The organism is Pseudolysinimonas sp. (genome assembly GCF_057350545.1).
Map to the genome: position 1 here is coordinate 1 of NZ_JBMRCP010000097.1, position 20,814 is coordinate 20,814.

26 protein-coding genes and 1 tRNA gene are annotated in these 20,814 nt (G+C 70.6%); 11 read left to right on the forward strand and 16 right to left on the reverse strand.

Annotation, left to right across the window (positions count from 1 at the left end; all coding sequences use genetic code 11):
* Nucleotides 1–189: 189 nt before the first annotated feature.
* Nucleotides 190–1,011, reverse strand: a complete 822-nt coding sequence (locus tag ACO1X9_RS13305; protein WP_486351325.1) for a sigma-70 family RNA polymerase sigma factor — start codon at nt 1,009–1,011, stop codon at nt 190–192.
* 310 nt (nt 1,012–1,321) lie between these two features.
* Here ACO1X9_RS13305 and ACO1X9_RS13310 point away from each other — a divergent pair, with 310 nt between their 5' ends.
* The 5 genes from ACO1X9_RS13310 (at nt 1,322) to ACO1X9_RS13330 (ending at nt 4,934) form a co-directional block, all read left to right on the forward strand.
* Nucleotides 1,322–1,804: a flagellar protein FlgN gene (locus ACO1X9_RS13310; protein WP_486351326.1), complete on the forward strand. Its 483-nt coding sequence runs from the start codon at nt 1,322–1,324 to the stop codon at nt 1,802–1,804.
* 7 nt (nt 1,805–1,811) lie between these two features.
* Nucleotides 1,812–3,224: a flagellar hook-associated protein FlgK gene (gene flgK, locus ACO1X9_RS13315; RefSeq protein WP_486351327.1), complete on the forward strand. Its 1,413-nt coding sequence runs from the start codon at nt 1,812–1,814 to the stop codon at nt 3,222–3,224.
* A gap of 2 nt (nt 3,225–3,226) precedes the next feature.
* On the forward strand, nt 3,227–4,108 hold the full coding sequence (flgL, locus tag ACO1X9_RS13320; protein WP_486351328.1) for a flagellar hook-associated protein FlgL: 882 nt from the start codon (nt 3,227–3,229) through the stop codon (nt 4,106–4,108).
* Nucleotides 4,105–4,485, forward strand: coding sequence for a flagellar assembly protein FliW (locus tag ACO1X9_RS13325; RefSeq protein ID WP_486351329.1), 381 nt, complete (start codon nt 4,105–4,107; stop codon nt 4,483–4,485). The genes flgL and ACO1X9_RS13325 overlap by 4 nt, the downstream gene beginning before the upstream one ends.
* A gap of 95 nt (nt 4,486–4,580) precedes the next feature.
* Complete coding sequence (locus ACO1X9_RS13330; protein WP_486351330.1) at nt 4,581–4,934, forward strand: hypothetical protein; 354 nt, start codon at nt 4,581–4,583, stop codon at nt 4,932–4,934.
* A gap of 63 nt (nt 4,935–4,997) precedes the next feature.
* Here the strand turns inward: ACO1X9_RS13330 and ald are convergent, their stop codons facing one another.
* Entirely contained in the window at nt 4,998–6,113 is a 1,116-nt protein-coding gene (gene ald / locus ACO1X9_RS13335; RefSeq protein ID WP_486351331.1) for an alanine dehydrogenase, read from the reverse strand.
* A 134-nt stretch (nt 6,114–6,247) separates the two neighbouring features.
* Between ald and ACO1X9_RS13340 the strand changes: the two genes are divergently transcribed.
* Nucleotides 6,248–6,730, forward strand: a complete 483-nt coding sequence (locus ACO1X9_RS13340; RefSeq protein ID WP_486351332.1) for an Lrp/AsnC family transcriptional regulator — start codon at nt 6,248–6,250, stop codon at nt 6,728–6,730.
* Here the strand turns inward: ACO1X9_RS13340 and ACO1X9_RS13345 are convergent.
* The 4 genes from ACO1X9_RS13345 to ACO1X9_RS13360 form a co-directional block, all read right to left on the reverse strand.
* Nucleotides 6,727–7,887, reverse strand: a complete 1,161-nt coding sequence (locus tag ACO1X9_RS13345; protein WP_486351333.1) for a M20 family metallopeptidase — start codon at nt 7,885–7,887, stop codon at nt 6,727–6,729. The two genes, ACO1X9_RS13340 and ACO1X9_RS13345, sit on opposite strands and share 4 nt — an antisense overlap.
* The gene (locus ACO1X9_RS13350) at nt 7,884–8,081 is read right to left on the reverse strand and encodes a hypothetical protein (protein ID WP_486351334.1); all 198 of its coding nucleotides are present in this window, start codon (nt 8,079–8,081) and stop codon (nt 7,884–7,886) included. Before ACO1X9_RS13350 ends, ACO1X9_RS13345 begins: the two co-directional genes overlap by 4 nt.
* 33 nt (nt 8,082–8,114) lie before the next feature.
* Nucleotides 8,115–8,735: a YdeI/OmpD-associated family protein gene (locus tag ACO1X9_RS13355; RefSeq protein WP_486351335.1), complete on the reverse strand. Its 621-nt coding sequence runs from the start codon at nt 8,733–8,735 to the stop codon at nt 8,115–8,117.
* Between the two features lie 264 nt (nt 8,736–8,999).
* On the reverse strand, nt 9,000–9,746 hold the full coding sequence (locus ACO1X9_RS13360) for an ANTAR domain-containing protein (protein ID WP_486351336.1): 747 nt from the start codon (nt 9,744–9,746) through the stop codon (nt 9,000–9,002).
* A gap of 151 nt (nt 9,747–9,897) precedes the next feature.
* Here ACO1X9_RS13360 and ACO1X9_RS13365 point away from each other — a divergent pair, with 151 nt between their 5' ends.
* On the forward strand, nt 9,898–11,481 hold the full coding sequence (locus tag ACO1X9_RS13365) for a M28 family peptidase (protein ID WP_486351337.1): 1,584 nt from the start codon (nt 9,898–9,900) through the stop codon (nt 11,479–11,481).
* A 176-nt stretch (nt 11,482–11,657) separates the two neighbouring features.
* Here the strand turns inward: ACO1X9_RS13365 and ACO1X9_RS13370 are convergent, their stop codons facing one another.
* From ACO1X9_RS13370 to ACO1X9_RS13405, 8 genes are all read right to left on the reverse strand, one after another.
* The gene (locus ACO1X9_RS13370) at nt 11,658–11,897 is read right to left on the reverse strand and encodes a hypothetical protein (RefSeq protein WP_486351338.1); all 240 of its coding nucleotides are present in this window, start codon (nt 11,895–11,897) and stop codon (nt 11,658–11,660) included.
* A 162-nt stretch (nt 11,898–12,059) separates the two neighbouring features.
* Complete coding sequence (locus tag ACO1X9_RS13375; RefSeq protein ID WP_486351339.1) at nt 12,060–12,494, reverse strand: GreA/GreB family elongation factor; 435 nt, start codon at nt 12,492–12,494, stop codon at nt 12,060–12,062.
* 94 nt (nt 12,495–12,588) lie between these two features.
* Nucleotides 12,589–12,735, reverse strand: a complete 147-nt coding sequence (locus ACO1X9_RS13380; protein WP_486351375.1) for a DUF2871 family protein — start codon at nt 12,733–12,735, stop codon at nt 12,589–12,591.
* A gap of 25 nt (nt 12,736–12,760) precedes the next feature.
* Nucleotides 12,761–12,832: transfer RNA gene (locus tag ACO1X9_RS13385), tRNA-Arg, on the reverse strand.
* A 46-nt stretch (nt 12,833–12,878) separates the two neighbouring features.
* Complete coding sequence (locus ACO1X9_RS13390; protein ID WP_486351340.1) at nt 12,879–13,781, reverse strand: CHAP domain-containing protein; 903 nt, start codon at nt 13,779–13,781, stop codon at nt 12,879–12,881.
* 77 nt (nt 13,782–13,858) lie between these two features.
* A complete protein-coding gene (locus ACO1X9_RS13395) occupies nt 13,859–14,356 on the reverse strand; it encodes an HNH endonuclease (protein ID WP_486351341.1) in 498 nt (165 codons plus the stop codon).
* A 316-nt stretch (nt 14,357–14,672) separates the two neighbouring features.
* Nucleotides 14,673–15,317 carry a C40 family peptidase gene (locus ACO1X9_RS13400; protein ID WP_486351342.1) on the reverse strand — a complete coding sequence of 215 codons (645 nt, stop codon included), beginning with the start codon at nt 15,315–15,317 and terminating at the stop codon, nt 14,673–14,675.
* 310 nt (nt 15,318–15,627) lie between these two features.
* Complete coding sequence (locus ACO1X9_RS13405; protein WP_486351343.1) at nt 15,628–16,320, reverse strand: iron-dependent transcriptional repressor DtxR; 693 nt, start codon at nt 16,318–16,320, stop codon at nt 15,628–15,630.
* 57 nt (nt 16,321–16,377) lie between these two features.
* On the opposite strand from ACO1X9_RS13405, the gene serC reads away from it, so the two are divergent.
* Together serC and ACO1X9_RS13415 are read left to right on the forward strand one after the other, a co-directional pair.
* Nucleotides 16,378–17,502, forward strand: coding sequence for a phosphoserine transaminase (serC, locus tag ACO1X9_RS13410; RefSeq protein ID WP_486351344.1), 1,125 nt, complete (start codon nt 16,378–16,380; stop codon nt 17,500–17,502).
* A 14-nt stretch (nt 17,503–17,516) separates the two neighbouring features.
* The gene (locus tag ACO1X9_RS13415) at nt 17,517–17,750 is read left to right on the forward strand and encodes a DUF2530 domain-containing protein (protein ID WP_486351345.1); all 234 of its coding nucleotides are present in this window, start codon (nt 17,517–17,519) and stop codon (nt 17,748–17,750) included.
* On the opposite strand, the gene ACO1X9_RS13420 is transcribed toward ACO1X9_RS13415, so the two are convergent.
* Nucleotides 17,661–18,227 (reverse strand): DUF3027 domain-containing protein, encoded by a 567-nt coding sequence (locus ACO1X9_RS13420; RefSeq protein WP_486351346.1) that lies wholly within the window; start codon nt 18,225–18,227, stop codon nt 17,661–17,663. The genes ACO1X9_RS13415 and ACO1X9_RS13420 overlap by 90 nt on opposite strands.
* Nucleotides 18,224–18,604 (reverse strand): cold-shock protein, encoded by a 381-nt coding sequence (locus ACO1X9_RS13425; RefSeq protein ID WP_486351347.1) that lies wholly within the window; start codon nt 18,602–18,604, stop codon nt 18,224–18,226. The genes ACO1X9_RS13420 and ACO1X9_RS13425 overlap by 4 nt, the downstream gene beginning before the upstream one ends.
* A 25-nt stretch (nt 18,605–18,629) precedes the next feature.
* On the opposite strand from ACO1X9_RS13425, the gene ACO1X9_RS13430 reads away from it, so the two are divergent.
* Nucleotides 18,630–18,890 carry a hypothetical protein gene (locus ACO1X9_RS13430; RefSeq protein WP_486351348.1) on the forward strand — a complete coding sequence of 87 codons (261 nt, stop codon included), beginning with the start codon at nt 18,630–18,632 and terminating at the stop codon, nt 18,888–18,890.
* Between the two features lie 6 nt (nt 18,891–18,896).
* Complete coding sequence (locus tag ACO1X9_RS13435; protein WP_486351349.1) at nt 18,897–20,750, forward strand: helicase-associated domain-containing protein; 1,854 nt, start codon at nt 18,897–18,899, stop codon at nt 20,748–20,750.
* The last annotated feature ends 64 nt before the right edge of the window (nt 20,751–20,814 follow it).

The following is a 20,814-nucleotide window of genomic DNA, read 5'->3' on the forward strand; positions in this document are numbered from 1 at the left end:
AGGTTCGACTGCGTCGCCGACAGGTTGCGGTACGCGTTGAGCGCGCCGATGTTGGTGTTGATCTGCATACCCATTGTGATTCCTCCATGATTCGGGTGTGACAGCCGGTCCATCCGTGGTCCGGCAAGTACGACTGTCGGGCGGTGCGGTTATTCCGTTAGAAGTTCGATCGAGCTCGTGCGCGGTCGGTCAGCCGGCGGCCGACATCCCGAGGGCCGCGGTCGGGACGACGCCGGCGCGCAGCCGCGACGTACCGAAGTCGGCGAGCGCCGCGAGGTAGGCGCTGCGGCGCGCGGGGGCGATGCGCGACGACGGCTCGACCGGGGCCGCTCCTTCGTCGCCGTAGTGCGTCGCCATCCCGTCCTTGAGCAGACGCAGCGCCTCGGAGCGCATCTGCGACACCGCCGAGTGGGTGAGCCCGAGTTCGGCGGCGACCTCGGTGACGCTGCGGTCTTCGAAGAACACCTGCTCGACGATGTGCCGCATCTTCTCCGGGAGCGCCTCGACGGCGGCCCGCACGAAGGCGGTGCGCTCGCCGTCGAGGAGGGAGTCCTCGGGGCTCGCGATCTGCGCGGCGACGGTCTCGGTGACGTGCTCGTCGAGCGTCGTGGTGACGGTCGACGCATCGGAGAGGGCCGCGCGCGCCGTGGAGATGTCGACGCCGAGTGCGTTGGCGAGCTCCGTGACGTCGGGCGTGCGGCCTAGCGCGGTGGTGAGGGTCTCCTGCACCGCGAGGGTCTCCTTGATGCGCGTGCGCATCGTGCGGGTGGCCCAGTCGGCGGCGCGCATCTCGTCCGCGATCGCGCCGGTGATGCGGCGACGCGCGTAGGCGCCGAACGGCACCCCGCGGTCGGGATCGAACGAGTCGGCGGCCATGACGAGTCCGAGCGACGCAGCCGAGGCCAGATCGTCGCGGGACAGGTGCGTGGCCCGGCTCCAGATCTCGGAGACCAGGTAGCCGACCAACGGCAGGTTGTCGACGATGAGTCGATCGCGCTCGGACTTGAGCATGGACACTTCCCCCCAGCAAGCACATACGGGTACCGGGGAAAGCGGGCGTCCGTTGTTCGGGTTCGGAGCCGTCCGTCGCACCCTTCTCTCCCAGCATCCCGACGGTTCCCCAGCAGAACCGCCGGAACTCGAGGTCCGACAACCCAGAGGAAACCAGCCCCGTCTACCCCCTTGCTACCCCCCACTCCGGGCGCGCCCCGTGAGGGGGTCACAGGAGGGGTACAGCGAACTCGCAGGGACGAAAACGCCTTCCGCGGCTTACGGTTCGCACAGGTCGACCGATTGTGTCCCCCGATGAGAGGAGGGCCGGATGGGTGCCCAGGAGCTGTCCACGCTGCTCTGGCGTGAACGCGAACTTCTCGAGCTGCTGCAGTTCAAGCTCGAGGAGGAGCGACTGCTGCTCACGGCGGGCAAGTCCCGCTGGCTGCCTTTCGCGACCCGCGAAGTCGAGCAGGTGCTCGAACGCCTCCGCGCCTCCGGCCTGGAACGCACGATCGCGGCCGGCGACGTCGCCGACGAGTGGAAGGCGTCGGAGCACACCTTGGGCTCGCTCATCGCCGCGGCCCCCACATCTGCCTGGCGCGAGACCTTCGAGGCCCATCAGCGCGCACTCACCGACCTGACCGCGCAGATCGCCGAGGTGCGCGACGCGAACGTGCAGTACCTCCGTGCGGCGACCCAGTCGACGCAGGAGACCCTCGCCTCCCTCGACCTCGGTTCGGGGCTCTACGACGCCCGCGGCGGGGCGGCGACCGATGTCGCCCCCGGCCGCATCCTCGACGGGGAGGGCTGAGCCCGCCATGGTCAACTCCACCTTCGGTCTGCTGTCCACCGCCGCGTCGGGCCTGCAGGCCGCGCGCGCCGGCATGGATGTCGTGGGCCAGAACATCGCGAACATCAACACCGCGGGGTACACGCGTCAGCGGGTCGAGACGAGCGCCGCCGCCCCCCTCGGCGCGGGCAACCTGCTCGACACCACCTTCCGGGTGGGCTCCGGGGTGCGCATCGACGGCGTCCAGCGTCTCGGCGACACCCTGCTGGAGCGTCGGCTGCAGGCCACCGCGGCCGACTCGGGCGAAGCGTTCATCCTCACCACCGTCTATGCCGCGCTCGAGGCGGGCATCGCCGAGCCGAGCGAGAACGGGCTCTCCGCGGCGCTCAACGGCTTCTGGTCGGCGTGGCAGGACGTCGCGGCGCAACCGACCGACGACTCGATCCGCGGCGTGCTGCTCGAAGAGGCGCGCAGCCTCGTGGCCCGCATCTCGCAGACCGCGAGCGCCGTCGAGTCCACCTGGACGAGCGTGCGCGCCGACCTCACCGACTCCGTCTCGGAGGTCAACGAGCTGGCGACCAGGTTCGCGAACCTCAACGGTCAGATCACGACGCTCGCGGCATCCGGTGGTTCCACGAACGAGCTGCTCGACGAGCAGGCGCGCCTCGCGGGCGAGCTCGCCGAGCGCACCGGATCGACGCTGCGTCGGCACTCCGACGGCTCGGCCGACGTGCTGATCGGCGGCAACCCGCTCGTCTCCGCCACGACGGCGCGGACGCTCGTCGTCACCGGCACCGACGTTCCGGGCGGCGTGGGCGGCAACCCGCCGCGCGTCGAGTGGGCGCACCACCCGGGCGTCGCGGCCGAGATCGGCGGCGGCGAGATCGCCGGGCGGCTCGCCGCGCTGTCGGCAGACGGCCCCCTGCTCGGCCAGCTCGACGCGCTCGACGCGCTCGCCACCTCCCTCGCCGCGAAGGTGAACGCCGTGCACGCCGGCGGAGCGACCCGCGCGGGCGTCACCAACCTCGACTTCTTCGCCCTCGCGCCCGGCGTCCCCGCCGCACACGGACTCACGCTCGTGCCGACGACGGTGGATGCGATCGCCGCGGCGACCCCGGGCACGGGAGGCGCCGGCGGACACGTCGCCGACGCGATCGCGCAGCTCGCCGACGCCTCCGACGGACCCGACGCCATCTGGAACCGCTACGTCGTCGCGCTCGGTACCGAGTCGCGAGCCGCGACGTCGCGGGCCTCCCTCGCCGATCAGGCCGCGGCGGGTGCCGTCGCGATCCTCCAGTCGCAGTCGGGCGTCGACATGGATGAGGAGACGATCTCGCTCATGACCTACCAGACCGCCTATCAGGGCGCCGCGCGCGTGATGACGGCCGTCGACGAGATGCTCGACGTGCTCATCAACCGCACCGGCCTCGTGGGGAGATGACGATGACCCGGATCACCAGCCAGATGCTGACGATGTCGGCGCAGCGCAACCTCGCCACCTCGCAGTCGGAGCTCGCGCGCCTCCAGGAGATGGGCTCGAGCGGCACGCGCCTCTCGAAGCCCTCCGACGACCCCGCCGCGACCGCATCCGCATTGCGCGTGCGCACCGCCCAGCGGGCGACCGAGATCCACCAGCGGAACGCCGACGACGCCCTCGGCTGGCTCGGCGCCGTCGACAACGCGCTCGGCTCCTCGACCGACCTGCTGCGCCGCGTGCGCGACCTCACCGTGCAGGGCTCGAACGACGGGGCGATGTCGACCGAGTCGCGCGAGGCGATCGCCGTCGAGCTCGAGAGCCTGCGCGACGCCCTCCTGCAGCAGGCGAACACCCAGTACCTCGGGCGCAGCGTCTTCGCGGGCAACTCGCTCGCCGGCCACGCCTTCGCCGCCGACTACAGCCACTCCGGCGTCGTGGGGACGACCCTCGAGCGTCGCATCGGACCCGACTCGAGCGTCACGATCGACGGCGACGGAGTCGCGGCTTTCGGCGCGGGTGCGACGAGCGTCTTCGCGCTCATCGACGACATCGCGACCGACCTCCGCGCGGGCACCCCGATCAACACCCGACTCGACGGGATCGACGACCACCTCTCGGCGATCACGACGCAACGGTCGGTCGCGGGCAGCCGGTACGCTCAGGTCGAACGCGGGAAGGAACTCCTGATCATGTCGTCCAACGAACTCGAAGCACGTCGTTCGGGGCTGGAGGACGCCGACCTGGGCAGGATCATCATCGACCTGAAGATGCAGGAGGTCGCTTACCAGGCGGCCCTCAGCGTCACCGCCCGGGCCATCCCGCCGACGCTTCTGGAGTTCCTCGCGTGACCGCGACACTGACCTTCACCGCCCCTCCGCCCGGGCTCGCGCCACATGTCGAGTTCTCCCTCGACGACGTCGAGGGCGCCCCGGGCCTGCATGCCCTGCGCGCGGCGACCGACGCCACCGTGCGGCTCTTCGTCGTCGAGGCCTCGGTCTACGTGCCCGACTACGCCCCGACCTTCACCGAGGAGCACCTGCTGGATGTCGGCGCCGGTGCTCGCGCCGACGCCTCGGTACTCGTCGTGACGACCCTCGACGCCGACGGCCCCGTCGTGAACCTGCTCGCCCCCGTGCTGGTGAACACCGCGACGGGCGCCGCGTCGCAGGTCATCCTCGACGGGTCGGACTGGCCGCTCCGCGCGCGTCTCGCGAAGACGGCGTAGCGCGTCGCCGACACCACCGATTTGCGTCGAAACTGCCGCATCACGCAAGTGCGCTCGACGCAGATCGATGAACTCGAGCCTCGTACGCTGATCGGATGAACCCCGACTGGATCGAGCACAAGCGCGGCGACCGCGAACTGCTCGGCTGGATCGCGCCCGACGGCGACGGGTTCGTCGTGTTCGACCTGCTCGGCCGCTCCCGCACGCCCGCACCCGTCGACTGGCTCGACGCCGAGGAGTTGCTCGAGGAGCTCGGCATCGGCTACCTCGCCGACCGCTACACACTCGTGCGCGACGACGGCTCCGAGCAGCCCGTGCGCATCGGGGAGCTCAGCACGACCGGGGTCACCGTGATCGCCGACGACTTCGGCGCCGCGTCGGCGGTGGGCGCCGATCCCGAGCGCTTCCGACTGCCGTTCCCGGTGCCGGTCGAGGTCTTGCGCGGTTAGTCGCAGAACGTCGCGGGAGGACGCGACAATGTGCAACTAACCCGACAAAACCCCGACCCGAGATCAGGCCGGCTCGGCGAGCGGGGTCTCGAACGGGAGCTCGAGCGCCTGCGCGACACCTCGGTTGAACAGCTTCCCGTCGTGGGTGCTGAGCCCGCGGGCGAGCGGCCGGTTGCGGGCGGTCGCCGCCTCCCAGCCGTGGTCGGCCAGATCCAGGATGTAGGGAAGGGTCGCGTTGGTCAGGGCGCGGGTCGAGGTCTCCGGCACGGCGCCCGGCATGTTGGCGACGCAGTAGTAGATCGAGTTGTGCACGGGGAACGTCGGGTCGTCGTGCGTGGTCGGCCGCGAGCCCTCGAAGCAGCCGCCCTGGTCGATCGCGATGTCGACGAGCACGCTGCCTTCGCGCATCCCGGCCACCATCTCGTCGGTGACGAGTTTCGGCGCGGCGGCGCCGGGGATGAGCACCGAGCCGATCACGAGGTCGGCCTCGCGCAGCTGGTCGGCGATCTCGAGCCGCGACGAGTGCCGCGTCTGGAGCGTGGTGCCGAAGCTCTCCTCGAGCTGCCGCAGACGCGGGAGGTTGACGTCGATGACGGTCACGTCGGCGCCGAGCCCGACGGCGTTGCGCGCGGCGTGCTCCCCCGCGACGCCGCCGCCGATGACGACGACCTTCGCCCGACGCGTTCCGGGAACGCCGCCGAGCAGCGTCCCGCGACCGCCCGCGGAGTGCATGAGGTGGTAGGCGCCGACGACGATCGAGAGCCGTCCGGCGACCTCGCTCATCGGGGCGAGCAGCGGCAGCGAACGGTCGTCGAGCTGCACGGTCTCGTAGGCGATCGACGTCGTGCCCGCGGCGAGCAGCGCGTCGGTGCAGGGTCGGGATGCCGCGAGGTGCAGGTAGGTGAACAGCACCTGGTCGCGGCGCATACGTCCGTACTCGGCGGCGATGGGCTCCTTGACCTTGAGCAGCAGATCGCCCTTGGCCCACACGTCGTCGGCGTCGGCGGCGAGCTTCGCGCCGGCCGCGACGAAGGCGTCGTCGGAGATCCGCGAGCCGTTGCCGGCGCCGGGCTCGATCCACACCTCGTGGCCGCGCGCGACGAGGGCGTCGACACCGGCCGGGGTGATCGCGACACGGTTCTCGTTGTTCTTGATCTCCGTGGGGATGCCGATGCGCATGGGTGACCCTTTCGACGTCGAAGTGGCTCCATCCTGAAGCCATCGCGTTTCCGGCGGATGAACTCCGAAACATTCGCGCCTTTGCGCCCGAATCAGGTTGAATGTTTCCAGCGAGCAGCCCCGAGGAGGGTTCCATGTCGGATGTCCTGCAGCCCGAGAGCGACGATCTCGACCGAGCCGTGCTCGGCATCCTGCAGCACGACGCGCGCGCGACCAACCGCGACGTGGCCCGCCGCCTCGGACTCGCCGAATCCACCGCCCACGCGCGCGCCCGCCGACTCGAGTCGCGCGGCGTGATCGCAGGCTACGAGGCCGTCGTGCGGCAGAGCAGGCTCGGGCGGGGGCTGCAGGCCCTCATCCACGTCACGCTGCGCCCGGGCGCGCGGCAGACGAGCCTCACCGAGTTCCGCGAGCTCGTGAGCGCGCTGCCCGAGGTGAACCAGCTGTTCTTCCTCGGCGGCACCGACGACTTCATCGTGCACGTCGCCGTCGAAGACTCGTCGGCCCTGCGCCGGCTCGTCGTCGACCACCTCTCGGCCAACCCCGCCGTCGCGTCGACCCGTACGAGCATCGTCTTCGAGTACCACCGCAACATCACGACGGCGTCGTTCGACTAGCTCCCCGCGAAGCGCAGCACCGCCTCTACTACGGCGCCGGGGTAGGCCCGCACCTGGTCGACATCCACCCACTCGTCGACGGCGTGCAGCCCGCCGCCCGCGGGGCCGCACACGACGGTCGGGATGCCGGCCTCCTCCCAGAGCGCCGACTCCATCCAGTACGGGAACCCGCGCCGAGCGCCACCGCCGAGCGCGGCGCCGAGATGCTCCGCGAACGCGTGGGACGCACCCGCGGGTGCCGCCTGCCACGGGCTGCGCCGGATCACCGACGTCACCTCGACACCGACACCGCTCGGGATGCCGAGAGCCGTCACGAGGGAACGCACGTCGTCGAGACCCGCGGTCGGGGGCTCCGACGGCAGCGTGCGTCGTTCGACGAGCACGTCGGCGTGGGCGGCGATCGTGAACGGTGCGGACCCGGCGCGCACGACCGTCGTCATGAGCGACCCGCGGTCGAGTTCGGGGTCGGGCGCCTCGCCGCGGAGTTCTGCGTCGCGCGCGACGATGGCGGCGAGGAGCCGCGCGACGACCGGCACCACATCGACGCCCTCGTCGGGCTGCGACGAGTGGGCGGCCCTCCCCATGAGCTCGACGCGCACGACCTCGTAGCCGCGATGCGCCGAGGCGAGGTCGAGCCAGGTGGGCTCGGCGATGAGGCAGACGTCGGGGCGTCCCGCGATCCGCTCCAGCCGCGCGAGCACGGCCTCCGCCCCCGTGCTGCCGTCCTCCTCGTCGGCGACCAACGCCACCACGAGTCGCCCGGGAGCGTCGCGTGACGCGAGCTCCTCGGCGGCGACCAGCAAGCCGGCGACGCCCGCCTTCATGTCGCTCGCGCCGCGGCCGTACAGCCGGGAGCCTTCGACCCGCGGGACGAAGGGTGCGGGCATCCCCTCGACCGGCACGGTGTCGAGGTGCCCATTCAGCACGACGCTCGGGCCGGGGCGGCTGCCGTCGCGCACCGCGAGGATGCTCGGTCGACGCGGGTCGGCCGACGGCACGCGGTGCACGGCGAAGCCGACGGCCACGAGTCGATCGGCGACGACGTCCGCGATCCGCTCCTCCCCCGCACCCGTGGTCGCGAGGCTCGGGCTCACGGAGTCGATCGCGACGAGTTCCTCGGTGAGTCGGAGGGCCAGGTCGCCCAGGTCGACGGTCACGAGCGCGCGCGACGGTGGAGCACGAACGCGATGAGGAGGAGCAACAGCCCGGCGCCGGCAATCGGGAGACCCAGCACGACGAGCAGGCCGGCGCCGATGTTGGCATCCGGCTGCGGCATCGACCCCCAGATCGCTCCGACGAGCGCGGCGAGCCCGCCGATCAGGAGGGCGGCGGCTCCAAGCTTCCTCAGCATGAATCCAGTCTCCCTCACGGTCGAACAGCGAGGTCAGCCCCGGGCGCGTCGACCCTCGGATGCGGCGGTGACGATCTCGGCGATGCGAGCCGCCCGAGTCTCGTCGCGGGCGGCACTGACGAGGATCCAGAGCATCTGCTTGCGCGCGCTGGGTGGGAAGGCATCCCAGTGGGCCCGGGCTCGCGGGTCGAGATCGAGCGCCGCCGAGAGGTCGGGCGGATCGATGAGGTCTTCGACCGAGTCGAGGATCGTCCACCAGCCGTTCGCCCTCGCGGCGGCGATCGCGGCGCGGCCGGCATCCGTCATGAGACCACGCCGCTCCATCTCGGCGGCACGCTCGCGATTGAGTCGCGTCCACGAGCTCTTCGCCCTGCGCGGCGTGTAGAGCTGGAAGCCGCGGTCGTCGTCGAAGACGGTGTTGGTCGAGTCGACCCACCCGAAGCAGATGGCCTCCTCGACCGCGTCGGGATACGGGCAGCGCGGTCGACCGGTGCCGGTGCGCCACGAGCACAGCCAGACGCCGCGGGCCGACGCGTGGTTGAGGTCGAGCCAGGCGCGCCACTGCTCCCGGGTCTCCGCGTGGAAGACCGGGTAGTCGAACTTCCAGGTCGCGGGGTGATCGGACGCCGGGGTCGGTGGCTGCGAGGCGGGCATCAACCGCACACGATAGCCGGCACCGCAGACACCACGTGCCCCGAGACCGTGCTCCGGCGCCAGGCACGGCGAGCGGCCCGGATCGACCGGAAGGGGCGGCGAGCTCCGTCACTGCCGAGACGCCGACGCGGATGGCGTCGGGGGACGACATCCGAAGACGACTCGGTGACGGCCGCCTCATCGAGGGCGTTGCTCATGCTGGGGGCCCCTCGAATCGGCGCGGACAGAACCCGCCGCCGGGGACTAGAGCAACTGCGGCTGACCCTACACCGTCGGACGCCGATTGACGTCAAGAGTTCGCGCGGTGACCCCTTCGGCGACGGCACGCAGCGTGAGGTTGTGATGGCGCGCGTACGCTCGGAGCCGGCTGAACGCCTCATCCACCCCGATGCTCTCGAGCACCGACAGCACCCCTTTGGCCTGCTCGATGATGACGCGGCTCTCGAGCGCCCACTGCAGTTGCTCGGCGACGAGGCTCGACTCGCGGATGCTGCGCTCCTGCAGGATGCCGATGGTCGCGACATCCGCGAGCGCCTGAGCCACCCCGGCGTCCGCCGGATTCAGGATGCCGGGGGCACTGCTGAAGAGGTTGAGAGCCCCGATCACCTGCCCGCGCAGACGCATCGGGGTCGCGTGGACGGCGCGGAAGTCCTGCTCGAGCGCGGCGGCCAGGAACTCCGGCCAACGATCGTCGGCGACGGCGACGTCGGCGATGTCGACGACGGATCCGGTGCGGAAGCACTCGACGCAAGGGCCTGCGCCCGCGCTGAGCTGCATGATCTCGACGAGCTCGGCCCGCTCGCTGGTCGACGCAAGCAGCCGCAGGTGACCGTCGTCGTCGGCGAGGAGGAGGCCCGCGGCTTCGACATCGAGCACGTCGGCGCAGACCGCGACGAGCGTGTGCAGCAGATCGATCAGGTCGTAGTCGGCGATCAACGTGTCGGCTACTGCGACGAACGCGCCGTTGATGCGCTGTTCCCTCGAGACCTCATCCATGACGAACCGCCTCATGTCACGATCGCGGCGTCGCCGGCGGGGCCGACCGTCGGTCGTGCTCGAAGCGTACACTCGCCGCGTTCCGGCCGGGCCAGTCCGCGATCTGTGAGACGCGAGCTCGATACCGTCGACTCCCGGAGCGACGCTTCCGACGTAGTATCCGGCTGTGAGCGACCTCGAGAACGCACTGGATGGCGTCAGCGCCGAACGGCTGCTCGACCACATCCGCACCCTCGCCTCGCCCGCCTTCCAGGGTCGGCGCCCCGGCACGGAGGGCGAGACCCTCACCATCGGGTACCTCGAGGAGCAGCTGCGGGCGATCGGGCTCCGAGGCGGCGTGCCGGGGGGCGGCTTCGTGCAGGAGGTGCCGGTCGTGAGCAACGTCCCGTCGCCGACGACCCGCATCGCGTTCCCGGGCAGCGAGCCGCTGCAGCCCGTCCACTTCGACGACTACCTGATCCGGTCGCCGCACCCGACCGTCGACCTGCGTGCGCCGCTCGTCTTCGTCGGCTTCGGCGCCGAGGCGCCCGAGTACGACTGGAACGACTACCCCGACGACGTCGACGTCACGGGCGCGATCGTCGTGATGCTCGCGGGCGACCCGAACCGCCCCGATCCCGCCGATCCGACGCGCGCCGACCCGACGTTCTTCAAGGGCTCGGCGATGACCTTCCACGGCCGGTGGACCAACAAGTTCGACGTGGCCGACCGCCACGGGGCTGCGGGATGCCTCATCATCCACGACGACGTGCGCGCGGGCTACCCGTTCTCGGTGCCGCGCAGCGGCTGGGAGGGCGAACACCTCGGGATGGAGACCCCGGCCGACCGGATGCCGCTCGAGGGCTGGCTCACGCGGGACTTCGCGCGAGAGCTCCTCCATCGCGCAGGCCACGACCTCGACGACCTGGAGCGGCGCGCGCTCGAGCCCGGATTCCGCCCGGTGGTCGTCGGTGCCGAAGCCCACGTCGCCCTGACGAACACGACGCGTCGCTTCACCTCCCGCAACGTCGTCGCGCGTCTCGACGGCACCGACCCCGAGTTCTCCGACGAATGCGTCGTCTACTCGGCGCACTGGGACCACTTCGGCCAGAAGATCGAGGACGGCGTCGTGACGGGCACGCTCGGCGGCGCGGTCGACAACGCGTCCGGATGCTCGGCGGTGCTCGAGATCGCCCGCGCCCTCGCCGCATCCCCCGCTCGCCGCTCGGTCCTGTTCGTGTTCTTCACGCTCGAGGAGTCCGGGCTGCTCGGCGCCGCCCACTACGTGGGCGACCCCGCGGTGCCGCTCGACGACACCGTCGCGATCCTCAACCTCGACATGATGAACGTCTGGGGTCGCACGAGCGACGTCGTGAGCACGGGCCGCGGGCACTCGAGCCTCGATGCCGTGCTCGAGCGCCGGGCCGCGGAGCTCGGGCGCGTCGTCACGGGCGATCCCGAGCCCGACAAGGGCTACTTCTACCGCTCCGACCACCTCGAGTTCCTGCGCCACGGGGTGCCCGCGCTGTTCTTCCTGCACCCGGGCTCGGTGTACCTCGACCGCCCCGCCGACTACGGCACCGCCGTGCGCGCGCGGTACGTGAGCGACCTGTACCACAAGCCGGGCGACGCGATCGAGGACGACTGGGATCTCGCGGGGATGGTCGAAGACGTGCGGATGCTGACCCGCATCGGCCGCGACATCGCCGACGCCGACGAGCGGCCGACCTGGTCTCACGACTCGGAGTTCGCGATCCGCGTGGTCGACTGACTCCGTCGGGTGGACCGACCCCGTCGACTGATACCCCTAGCCGGGGCGCATGAACTCCGAAAAGACCACTCAGGAAGAAGTCGCGGTACGGAGGTTCGGCGCCGAGGGTTCCGAGGTCGCTGTGTTCGAGTTCGAAGGCCGCTTCAGGGTCTCCTACCTCCGGCACACGATGGCGCTCAGGCCGGGCGGATTGAGTTCTTTGTTGACGAACTCCTCGGCTCCGAGCAACCCGAGCTTGCGCCCGATGCCGCGCTCGACGCTCCGAAGGGCAGCTCCGGGCTGTCGGTGAGCACGAGGTTGACGTAGACCATGCCCGCCTCGATACGGTCGACGAGGCGCTCCGCCTGGACGGCATCCGTCGTGAACGGGTAGGAGCCCGAAACCGAGAGCGGTGCCGTCGGCGATTCGGATGCCATTGTCTTCGTCCTGGGCCTCGGAAGACCATCGCTACCGGTCCGAAGCGATCCTCGCCGTAGGCATCGATGTCGGGCGTCACGCCTCTGAGGACGGTCGGCTCGAGGTACGGGCGGATGCGGTCACCGCCGAGGACCAGCGTCTCGCCCTGCGACGCGGCTCTATCAGGACGTCGCGCTGCCGAACGGTACCGCAGACACGACGCGGCCCGACACCTCGGCGCCAGAGGGCGTCGCGAAGGCGAAGCCATCACCAGGGAACTTGCCTTCGATCGCCATCCCGAGAGGCGAGGTCGGCGGGTATATGTCGATAAGGGCTTCCTCAGCCGCCTCGGCAATCCCGCGATGCGCGAGAAGGAACGTGATGGGGCCGGAGTCCCCATCGAACTGAACGGTGACCGTCATGCCCGGTTCGACGAGTCCGTCGTCCGGCTTGTCGCTGACGTCGGCGTGACGAAGGATTGCACGGAGTTCGCGGATGCGCGCTTCGACCTCGGGTGCGGGCGCCGAATGGCGACGAGTCAGCTGCTCGAATTCTTCCTGAAGTTTGCTGTAGGCAGCCGGCGTGAGCCAGATCGTTTCGTGCAGAGGTGCGGGCATGGCCAGGCCCCCTTTCTCGTCGTGGCCGCGCAAGGGTAGCGGCGCGAGGGTAAATCTTTAGCCTACCTCGCTCGCCCGACCGAGGCGTGGGCTTTCAGGCGGCTACGCAGAGCCAGGACGAGCAGATGATTCCGTCGGTGAGCAATATATGGGCGGTCCCGGCGATGCCCGCGACGGCCTTGCTTGTTTCGACGCCGGTGACCTGGTGCATCCCGTGCACGGTCAGCATCGCGGCGGTGATGACGAGGCCATCGGTTCCATCTACGTGCCCCTGGAGGGACTCGAACCCCCAACCCTTTCCTTAGGACGGAACTGCTCTTCCATTGAGCTACAGAGGCTGAAGCCCTGAGTCTACCGAGCAGCCGCCTCCCGTTCCGCGAAGGGTCAGCCCGGCGGGTAGAGGTAGTACGCGCCGCTCGCGGGAATCACGCGCTGGCTGTACCCGTGGTCGACGGAGTAGTTGTACTCCTCGAGCGCGACGCTGCCGTCGGGAAGGATGCCGGAGACGTAGGCGACGTGGTTGCCGCCCGGGAACCACGCGACGGCACCGGCGACGGGAGTCGCCGAGGTGGTCCAGCCCTTGTTCTCCCAGTGACGCTTCCACGAGTAGGCGCTGCCCTGGGCGAGGGTCGACCAGTCCCACCGGAACGGAGCGGACGTCGAACCGGCGTCGCGGTTGAGCCGCCACGCGACGAAGTCGACGCACTCGCGGTAGTAGTAGCGCAGCGGGGAGAGCCCGCCGCCCTGGGGACGCGAGAGGTACTCGGGCCAGGGGTAGTCGTCGCCGAGGGCCCGAGCACCGGAGGCGAGGTACGCCGCGAGGTTCTGCTGGCGGATGGCGTCGGCGTAGAGGCGGCGGAGGTCGGCCGCGCTCGTCGTGCTGTAGCCGTCGCGGATGAAGAGCGACTCGTCGGTGGTCGCCGCCGTCACCTCGAAGGTCTGACCCTCGAGGGGGCCCGTGGTGAGGGCGAGCGGGTTCTGGTCGGCGAAGGCGGGGAGCGTGAGAGAGGCGAAGAGGCCGACCACGACGGCCATGACGCCCGCGCTGCTCAGCTTGCGCCGCCATCCGGATGTCGTCGGCTTGGCGATGCTCGACCGCACGGCGTCGCGCACGCGGGTGCGCTTGCTGCCCCTCTTGGGTTGCTGCTTCACGACGGCGCGGGGCTCAGCCTCGGTCGACACGTATCCGCCGGCCTGGCGCATCTCACGACGCGACGTGAAGCCGGGAGCCGGAGCCAGCTCGGAGGGGTCGGCTGGCGTCGGTGCAGCGAAATCGCTATCCGTCACGTAGAAACAGCCTCCGGGTCAATGACCTCTCGACCTTACGCGAGCGACGCTGGGAAATCACGGTGAGATAACGACCCTCACGCCGCCGGCGCGAGGTACTCCTCCCATTGGGGCTGCGAACGCTCGACGCCGCGCACGAGCCACGAGGTGCCGTGCGGGGCCTTCGGGAGGGTGCGCAGCGACCATCCCATCTCCTGCGGCGTGCGGTCGCCTTTGAGGTTGTTGCACCGCAGGCAGCACGCGACGAGGTTCTCCCAGCTGTCGGCGCCCCCGCGCGAACGCGGCATCACGTGGTCGATCGTCGTCGCCCCCGCACCGCAGTAGCCGCACCGCTGCCCGTCGCGACGCAGTACGCCGCGGCGTGACACCGGCACGAGGCGACCCGAGGGCACCTTCACGTAGCGGCGGAGGAGGATGACCGACGGACGATCCCACTCCCCCGAGGTTCCGATGACCGGATGGTCGGCATCGCTCTCCACGATCGACGCCTTGCCGCCCAGCACGAGCACGAGGGCTCGCTTGAAGGACACGACCGCGAGCGGCTCGTAGCCCGCGTTGAGTACCAGGGTTCGCATGTCAGGTCTCCTCTCGAGGGGCCTGCACGGCTTGCAGGCTTCGACTCCCGAGTCACCCTTGATGCAGAAGGAGCACCGAAAACGCGAGAAGGCGCCGTCGCGAACGACAGCGCCTTCTAGCAAGCCGGAACGTGACAGTGCACGACCGGCCGGATGCTGCGCCGTATCCGGAACAGCGCGCGGGCATCCTTGGTGGGGATGCTGCCCGTGCTCCGCATACGACTCTCCTGGATCCTCGAGGGATTCGAGGGCTCAAGGCTAACCCCGGAGACCGACCGTGGAGGTTACGCCACGGTGACGATTGCGGGATGCGGCGTCAGATGCCGGCGCGAACGACCCACCAGTTGCCCCACGGGGCGCCGACCTTGACGCCCGTCGCGGGGGTGGAGGCGTGCACCATCTGGCCGTTGCCGATGTAGATGCCCACGTGGCCGCCGCCGTCGGTGATGATCAGGTCGCCCGGCAGCATGGCCGACGGGTCGATCGCGGTCATGCGACCCTGCGCGCTCGACGAGTGCGGCAGCGAGATGCCGACGTGGGCGAACACGAACTGCGTGAAGCCCGAGCAGTCGAAGCCGGCCGGGCTCGCGCCGCCGTAGACGTAGGGCGAGCCGACGTACTGCATCGCGATCGACACGATCGTGGCGGGGTCGTAGCCCGGGTACGGCGGGTTGGCGAGCAGGTCGCCCACGCTCGGACCGCTGTACGCGCGGTACGCGGCGATCTGCGCCTCGCGGGCGAGCTGCGCCGCCGAGGTGGTCGTGTACGACTCGAGACCGGTCACGGCGACGACCTCATCGGCGGCGAGGGTCGGCAGTTCGAACGTCTGCGCGGCCTGAGCCTTGTAGGCCTCGAGGTCGGAGATCGCCGTCGCGTCGCCCGAGCGGTACGCGTAGGCGGGGAGCGCGACGGTGGCGAAGATCGCGGGAACCGCGACACCCATCACGAAGAGGGGGAGCACCCGGGGTCGGGGCCTGCGCCGACGGAAGGAGCCGGCATTCGGGTCGGTGGCGGATGTGGGGGAAGGGGTAGGGGTAGAGCTAGAGAACACGAGAGACTCCTGCGTCGCACCGCCTCTCGAGCGGCCCCATCCCTGTCGTATGTCACGTCGCGCGGCAGAGGATGGGGGGTGCGAACGCCCTGCCGAGCGGCCTCCGACCGGACTGGCTGGCCGGGAGGACCCGCTGACTCTACGTGCGGAAACCTGAGATCGAGCCCTACATCCCCTGAGGCCGGATGTTCTACCCCCGAACGGGGGTGGGGAGGACGGGTCAGGCCGCCACGTAGACGTGGATGGCGACCTCAGCGGGCAACTCGAGCCCCTCGCCGAATCCCTCGACCTGCACGAGCACGTAGCCGGAGGCCGCCGAGATCGTCGCCGTCGCACCCGGCACGACGCCCGCCGCGCGCAGCTGCTCGAGCAGCTCCGGCTCGAACTGCACCGGCTCGCCGAGGCGGCGCAGCTCGACGCTCACCGGGCCCGACTCGTCGCGCACCCGTTCGACGATGTTCACGACGCCTTCGAGGAACGGGCGCGACGCGAGTCCGCCGATCTCCTCGAGTGCGGGGATCGGGTTGCCGTACGGCGACTCCGTCGGGTTGCCGAGAACCTCGAGCAGGCGGCGTTCGACCTGCTCGCTCATGACGTGCTCCCACCGGCACGCCTCGTCGTGCACGAGGCTCCAGTCGAGACCGATCACGTCGTGCAGGAGGCGCTCGGCGAGGCGGTGCTTGCGCATGACGTGGAGCGCGCGCGTGCGGCCCTCGGGGGTGAACTCGAGATGGCGGTCGCCCTCGACGCGCACGAGACCGTCGCGTTCCATGCGCCCGATCGTCTGCGACACGGTCGGCCCCGAGTGCCCGAGGCGCTCCGAGATGCGCGCACGCAGCGGCACGATCCCCTCTTCTTCGAGGTCGTAGATCGTGCGGAGATACATCTCGGTGGTGTCGACGAGATCGGTCATCAGTGGTGGCCTCCCAGAAGCCCCATCCTAGCTTTCGGCCGCCCGTAAGATCGGTGCATGCCGACGCTCGAGATCCCCCGTTCGCTGCTGCCCGTCGACGGCCGCTTCGGATGCGGGCCCTCGAAGGTGCGCCCCGAGCAACTCGCGCACCTCCAGTCGAACGCGCACCTCCTCGGCACGTCGCACCGTCAGGCACCTGTGAAGCAACTCGTCGGCCGGGTGCGCACCGGCCTCGCCGACCTCTTCGCGATCCCCGACGGCTACGAGGTGCTGCTCGGCAACGGCGGCTCGACCGCGTTCTGGGACATGGCCGCGTTCTCCCTCATCGAGAAGCGCAGCGAGAACCTCGCGTTCGGCGAGTTCGGCGCGAAGTTCGCCGCCGCGGCGGCCGCACCGTTCCTCGACAAGCCCCACGTCATCCAGGTGCCGGGCGGGCAGCGCGCGGATGTCGAGGTGATCGAGGGCGTCGACCTCTACGCGTGGACGCACAACGAGACCTCGACCGGCGTGATGGCCCCGGTGACGCGCGTGCACGGCGACCCGGGTGCGCTCACCGTCATCGACGCGACGAGCGCGGCCGGCGGCGTGCTGTTCGACGCGGCCGAGGCGGATGTCTACTACTTCGCCCCGCAGAAGAACCTCGCGAGCGACGGTGGCCTGTGGTTCGCCCTCGTCTCCCCGGCTGCCGTCGCGCGCATCGAGCGGATCGCGGCCTCCGATCGTTGGATACCCGAGATCCTGAGCCTCAAGAACGCGCTCGACAACAGCCGGCTCGACCAGACGCTCAACACCCCGGCTCTCGCGACACTCCTGCTGTTGGAGAGCCAGCTCGACTGGATCCACGACAACGGCGGGCTCGCCTGGGCCGACGCGCGCACGAAGGAGTCGTCGGGGCTGCTCTACGACTGGGCGGAAGCCGCGCCCTTCGCGACACCGTTCGTCGCGAACCCCGCCGATCGCTCGCAGGTCGTCGCGACGATCGACTTCGACGACACGATCGACGCGGCCGAGATCGCGAAGACCCTTCGCGCGAACGGGATCGTCGACACCGAGCCGTACCGCAAGCTCGGCCGCAACCAGCTGAGGGTCGCGACGTTCACGGCGATCGAGCCGGATGACGTGCGCGCCCTCCTCGCGAGCCTCGACTGGGTGCTCGAGCACTCCCCGGTCGCGGTCGGCTAGGGATCGGAGCGAGCGTGCGCCTCTTCATCAAGGACTCCGAGCGACGCGCCGACCCGGCGCCGGTCAAGACCGACGACCGCAAGGTCGTGCTCGTCGGGCTCGTGGGCTGGATCATCGCCCTCGGCGTCATGCTGCTGCTCCTGCCGCAGCTGCAGGAGTCAGACCTCGTCTGGGTGCTCTGGACCGTCGTCTGCGGACTCGGCCTCGGCCTCGTCCTGCTCGTCTTCACCGCTCGCCGGCACGGCTAGCTCGTCGTCGTCGTCGTCGTCGACGTCGTCGACGTCGTCGACATCCGACTCGTCGTCGACATCCGAGTCGTCGTCGTCATCGTCGTCATCGTCCGACTCGTCGTCATCGTCGACGCCGTCGGAGTCGTCGTCGACGTCCACCGCGTCCGCCTCCCCGAGCTCGGCTGCCGCGGCGGCCTGAGCGAGCCGGTACTCCTCGAGCCGCTCGGCCCACGGCACCCACTCGGGCGCGAGCAGCGCGCCGTCGCCGGGCATGAGCTCGGCTTCGAGCACTGTCGGCTCCTCACCGGGAAGCTCCGCGACGCTCACCGACCAGTGCCAGCCGGGGTAACCGGCGAGGTTCGCGGCGAAGCTCAGCGTCGTGACGCCCTCGTCTTCGGTGGTGCGGTCGAGCAGTTCGCCGATGGTCTCGGCCGGCGTGAGCTCGGCGAGAGTGGTGCGGGCGATCTCGACCATGTCGCTCATCGTGACGCTCATGCCTCGAGGTCGTCGGCGACGCGCCGCAGCACCGAAGCCACCTTCTGGCCGCGGTCGCGGCTCGGGTAACGTCCGTGCTTGAGATCGCCGCCGATGCTGTCGAGCAACGTCACGAGGTTCTCGACGACGATCGCCATCTCCTCCGCGTTGCGGCGGTTGCGCTGACCGAGCGTCTGCGGCGTCTCGAGGATGCGCACCGAGAGCGCCTGCGCGCCGCGCTTCCCGTCGGCGATGCCGAACTCGAGGCGCGAACCCGCCTTGACGACCGCACCCGTCGGCAGCGCCGAGGCGTGCAGGAAGACTTCGGAACCATCGTCGGAGGCGATGAATCCGAATCCCTTGTCCTCGTCGTAGAACTTGACCCGACCGGTGGGCATGGCGACTGACCTCTATCCTTGACCCGTGGCGAATGACACCGCGGTACCCGGCAATCGTATCGAACGCGTCCTCGCGTTCATGATCGGATCGGTCGCGGGTATCTCGATCCTCGGAATCATCGCCGTCTTCGTCGGCAACATGTCCGGCACCGACCTGACGAGTGGCGTCTGGCCCGCCGTCACGACACTCCCGCTGATCGGTCTCGCACTCGCCTTCGTGCTCATCATCGTGTTCACCGTCGTGCGCATCCAGCGCCTGCGGCGCGACGCCCAGGACGGCCGCTAGCCGGCAGTGGCTGCCAGCGGATCGGCCCTCGCGCTCGCGGCTCGGCTGCGCGCCCTCGACGACGACGCGCTCGCCCGCCTCGTCGCCCAGCGCGCGGTGCGCGAGTCCGGCATCCGCGACTTCTTCGACCTCGCCGAGGCGCTGCTCGACCGCACCTCGGTGCAGGCGGCGCTCGAGCGCCTCGACCGCGGCACGCTCGCCCTGCTCGCCGTCGCGGGTGAGCTCGCGGAGCACGGGGGTGCCCCGACCGCGGAGCAGCTCGCCGGACGGCTCGAGATCCCGATCGCCGAAGCCCGGGAACGCATCGCCGCGTCACTCGAGGCGGGCCTGCTCGGGGCGGAGTCCGGGCGTTACGCCCCCTGGGATGCCGTCGTCGAGCAGTTGCGTGCGTGGCCGGCGTTCGGTCTGCCGGCCGGCCGCGACCTCGAGTCGGGCACCCCGCCCGCCGTGCTCGAACCGGTCAGCGAGACGGATGTGCGCTTCATCGACCGCGGCGCGGGCGACCGGGCGTTCGGCACCCTGGGCGCGGTCACCGAGACCCTCCTCGCCCTGCGCGACGCTCCCGCGCGTCGCCTCACCCGGGGCGGGCTCGCACTGCCCGACGCCCGCCGCCTCGCCGCGATCGCGGGAGTCGCGACGGAGGAGGTCGAGCTGCTCCTCGAGATCTCGGCGCGCGCCGGGCTCGCCGTGCTGTCGGGCACCGAATGGGTGCCGACGGCTGCCCTGACCGGTTGGCTCGCCGGCTCGCGCGTCGAACGCTGGGTCGAACTCGCCAACGGCTGGTTGAGCCGCCTGCCCGACGATCTGCGCGACCTGCTGCGCTCCCGCGCCCACGTCGTCTGGGGCGTCGGTCTGCTCGACTACCTCGGCTGGCTCTACCCCGCGGGCGGGCAGTGGATCCGCGAGCGCGCGGCCGCCGCGGCCCGGGAGGCGGAGCTGCTCGGCATCACGGGGCAGGGGGCGCCCAGCACTGCGGGATCCCGCCTGCTGCTCGACGGTCCGGCGGCCGCCGCCGAGGCGATGGCGCAGGCGTTCCCGGCCGAGGTCGAGTCGGTCTACCTCCAGCACGACCTCACCGTCATCGCACCGGGTCCCCTCCGCGTCGACCTCGAAGCGCGACTGCGCGGGATGGCGGAGGTCGAAGCACGTGGAGTCGCGTCGTCGTTCCGCATCACCGCCGTGTCGCTCACACGGGCCTTCGTCGCGGGCGAGACGGCGGACGGCATCCGCGCCTTCCTCAGCGCACTCTCGCTCACCGGCATCCCGCAGCCGCTCGACTACCTGCTGTCCGACACCGCGGCTCGCTTCGGCACCCTCCGCGTCGGTCGTCTCGAGGAGGCACCGGGGAGCTACGTGCGTTCCGACGACGCCGACCTGCTGCGGCAGCTCGCGGTCGACCAGGCGCTCTCACCGCTCGCGCTCGAGGCGACGGGACGGCACCGTCTCGTCAGCCGGTTCGACGTCGGACTGGTCTACACCTCGCTGCTCGACGCCCGGTACCCCGTCGTCGCCGAAGACGCCGCCGGAGAGATCGTGGCGATGCGCGCCGAGCGTCGCGCCTCGTCGGGCGGAGGCGTCGTGACCGACGACACCGCCGCCATCCTCATCACCCGCGTGCGCGAGAGTGCCGCCGCGGCGCCCGAGGAGGCCGACCGAGCCTGGCTCGCGCGGCAGCTCGAACTCGCGATCAAGGGCAAGGTCACCGTGAAGGTCACCGTGCGGCTGCCCGACGACAGCGTCGCCGACTACGTGCTCGAGCCCGCGGCGCTCGCGGGAGGCCGACTGCGCGCCCGCGACCGCAGCGCCGACATCGAGCGCACGCTGCCCCTCGCGTCGATCGTCGCCGTCGCCGACGCCTGAGCCGCCCCGCGTGGTTGGACCCAGGCATGTGCACCTGGACCCGATCGTTGCTAGGTCTGTGCGT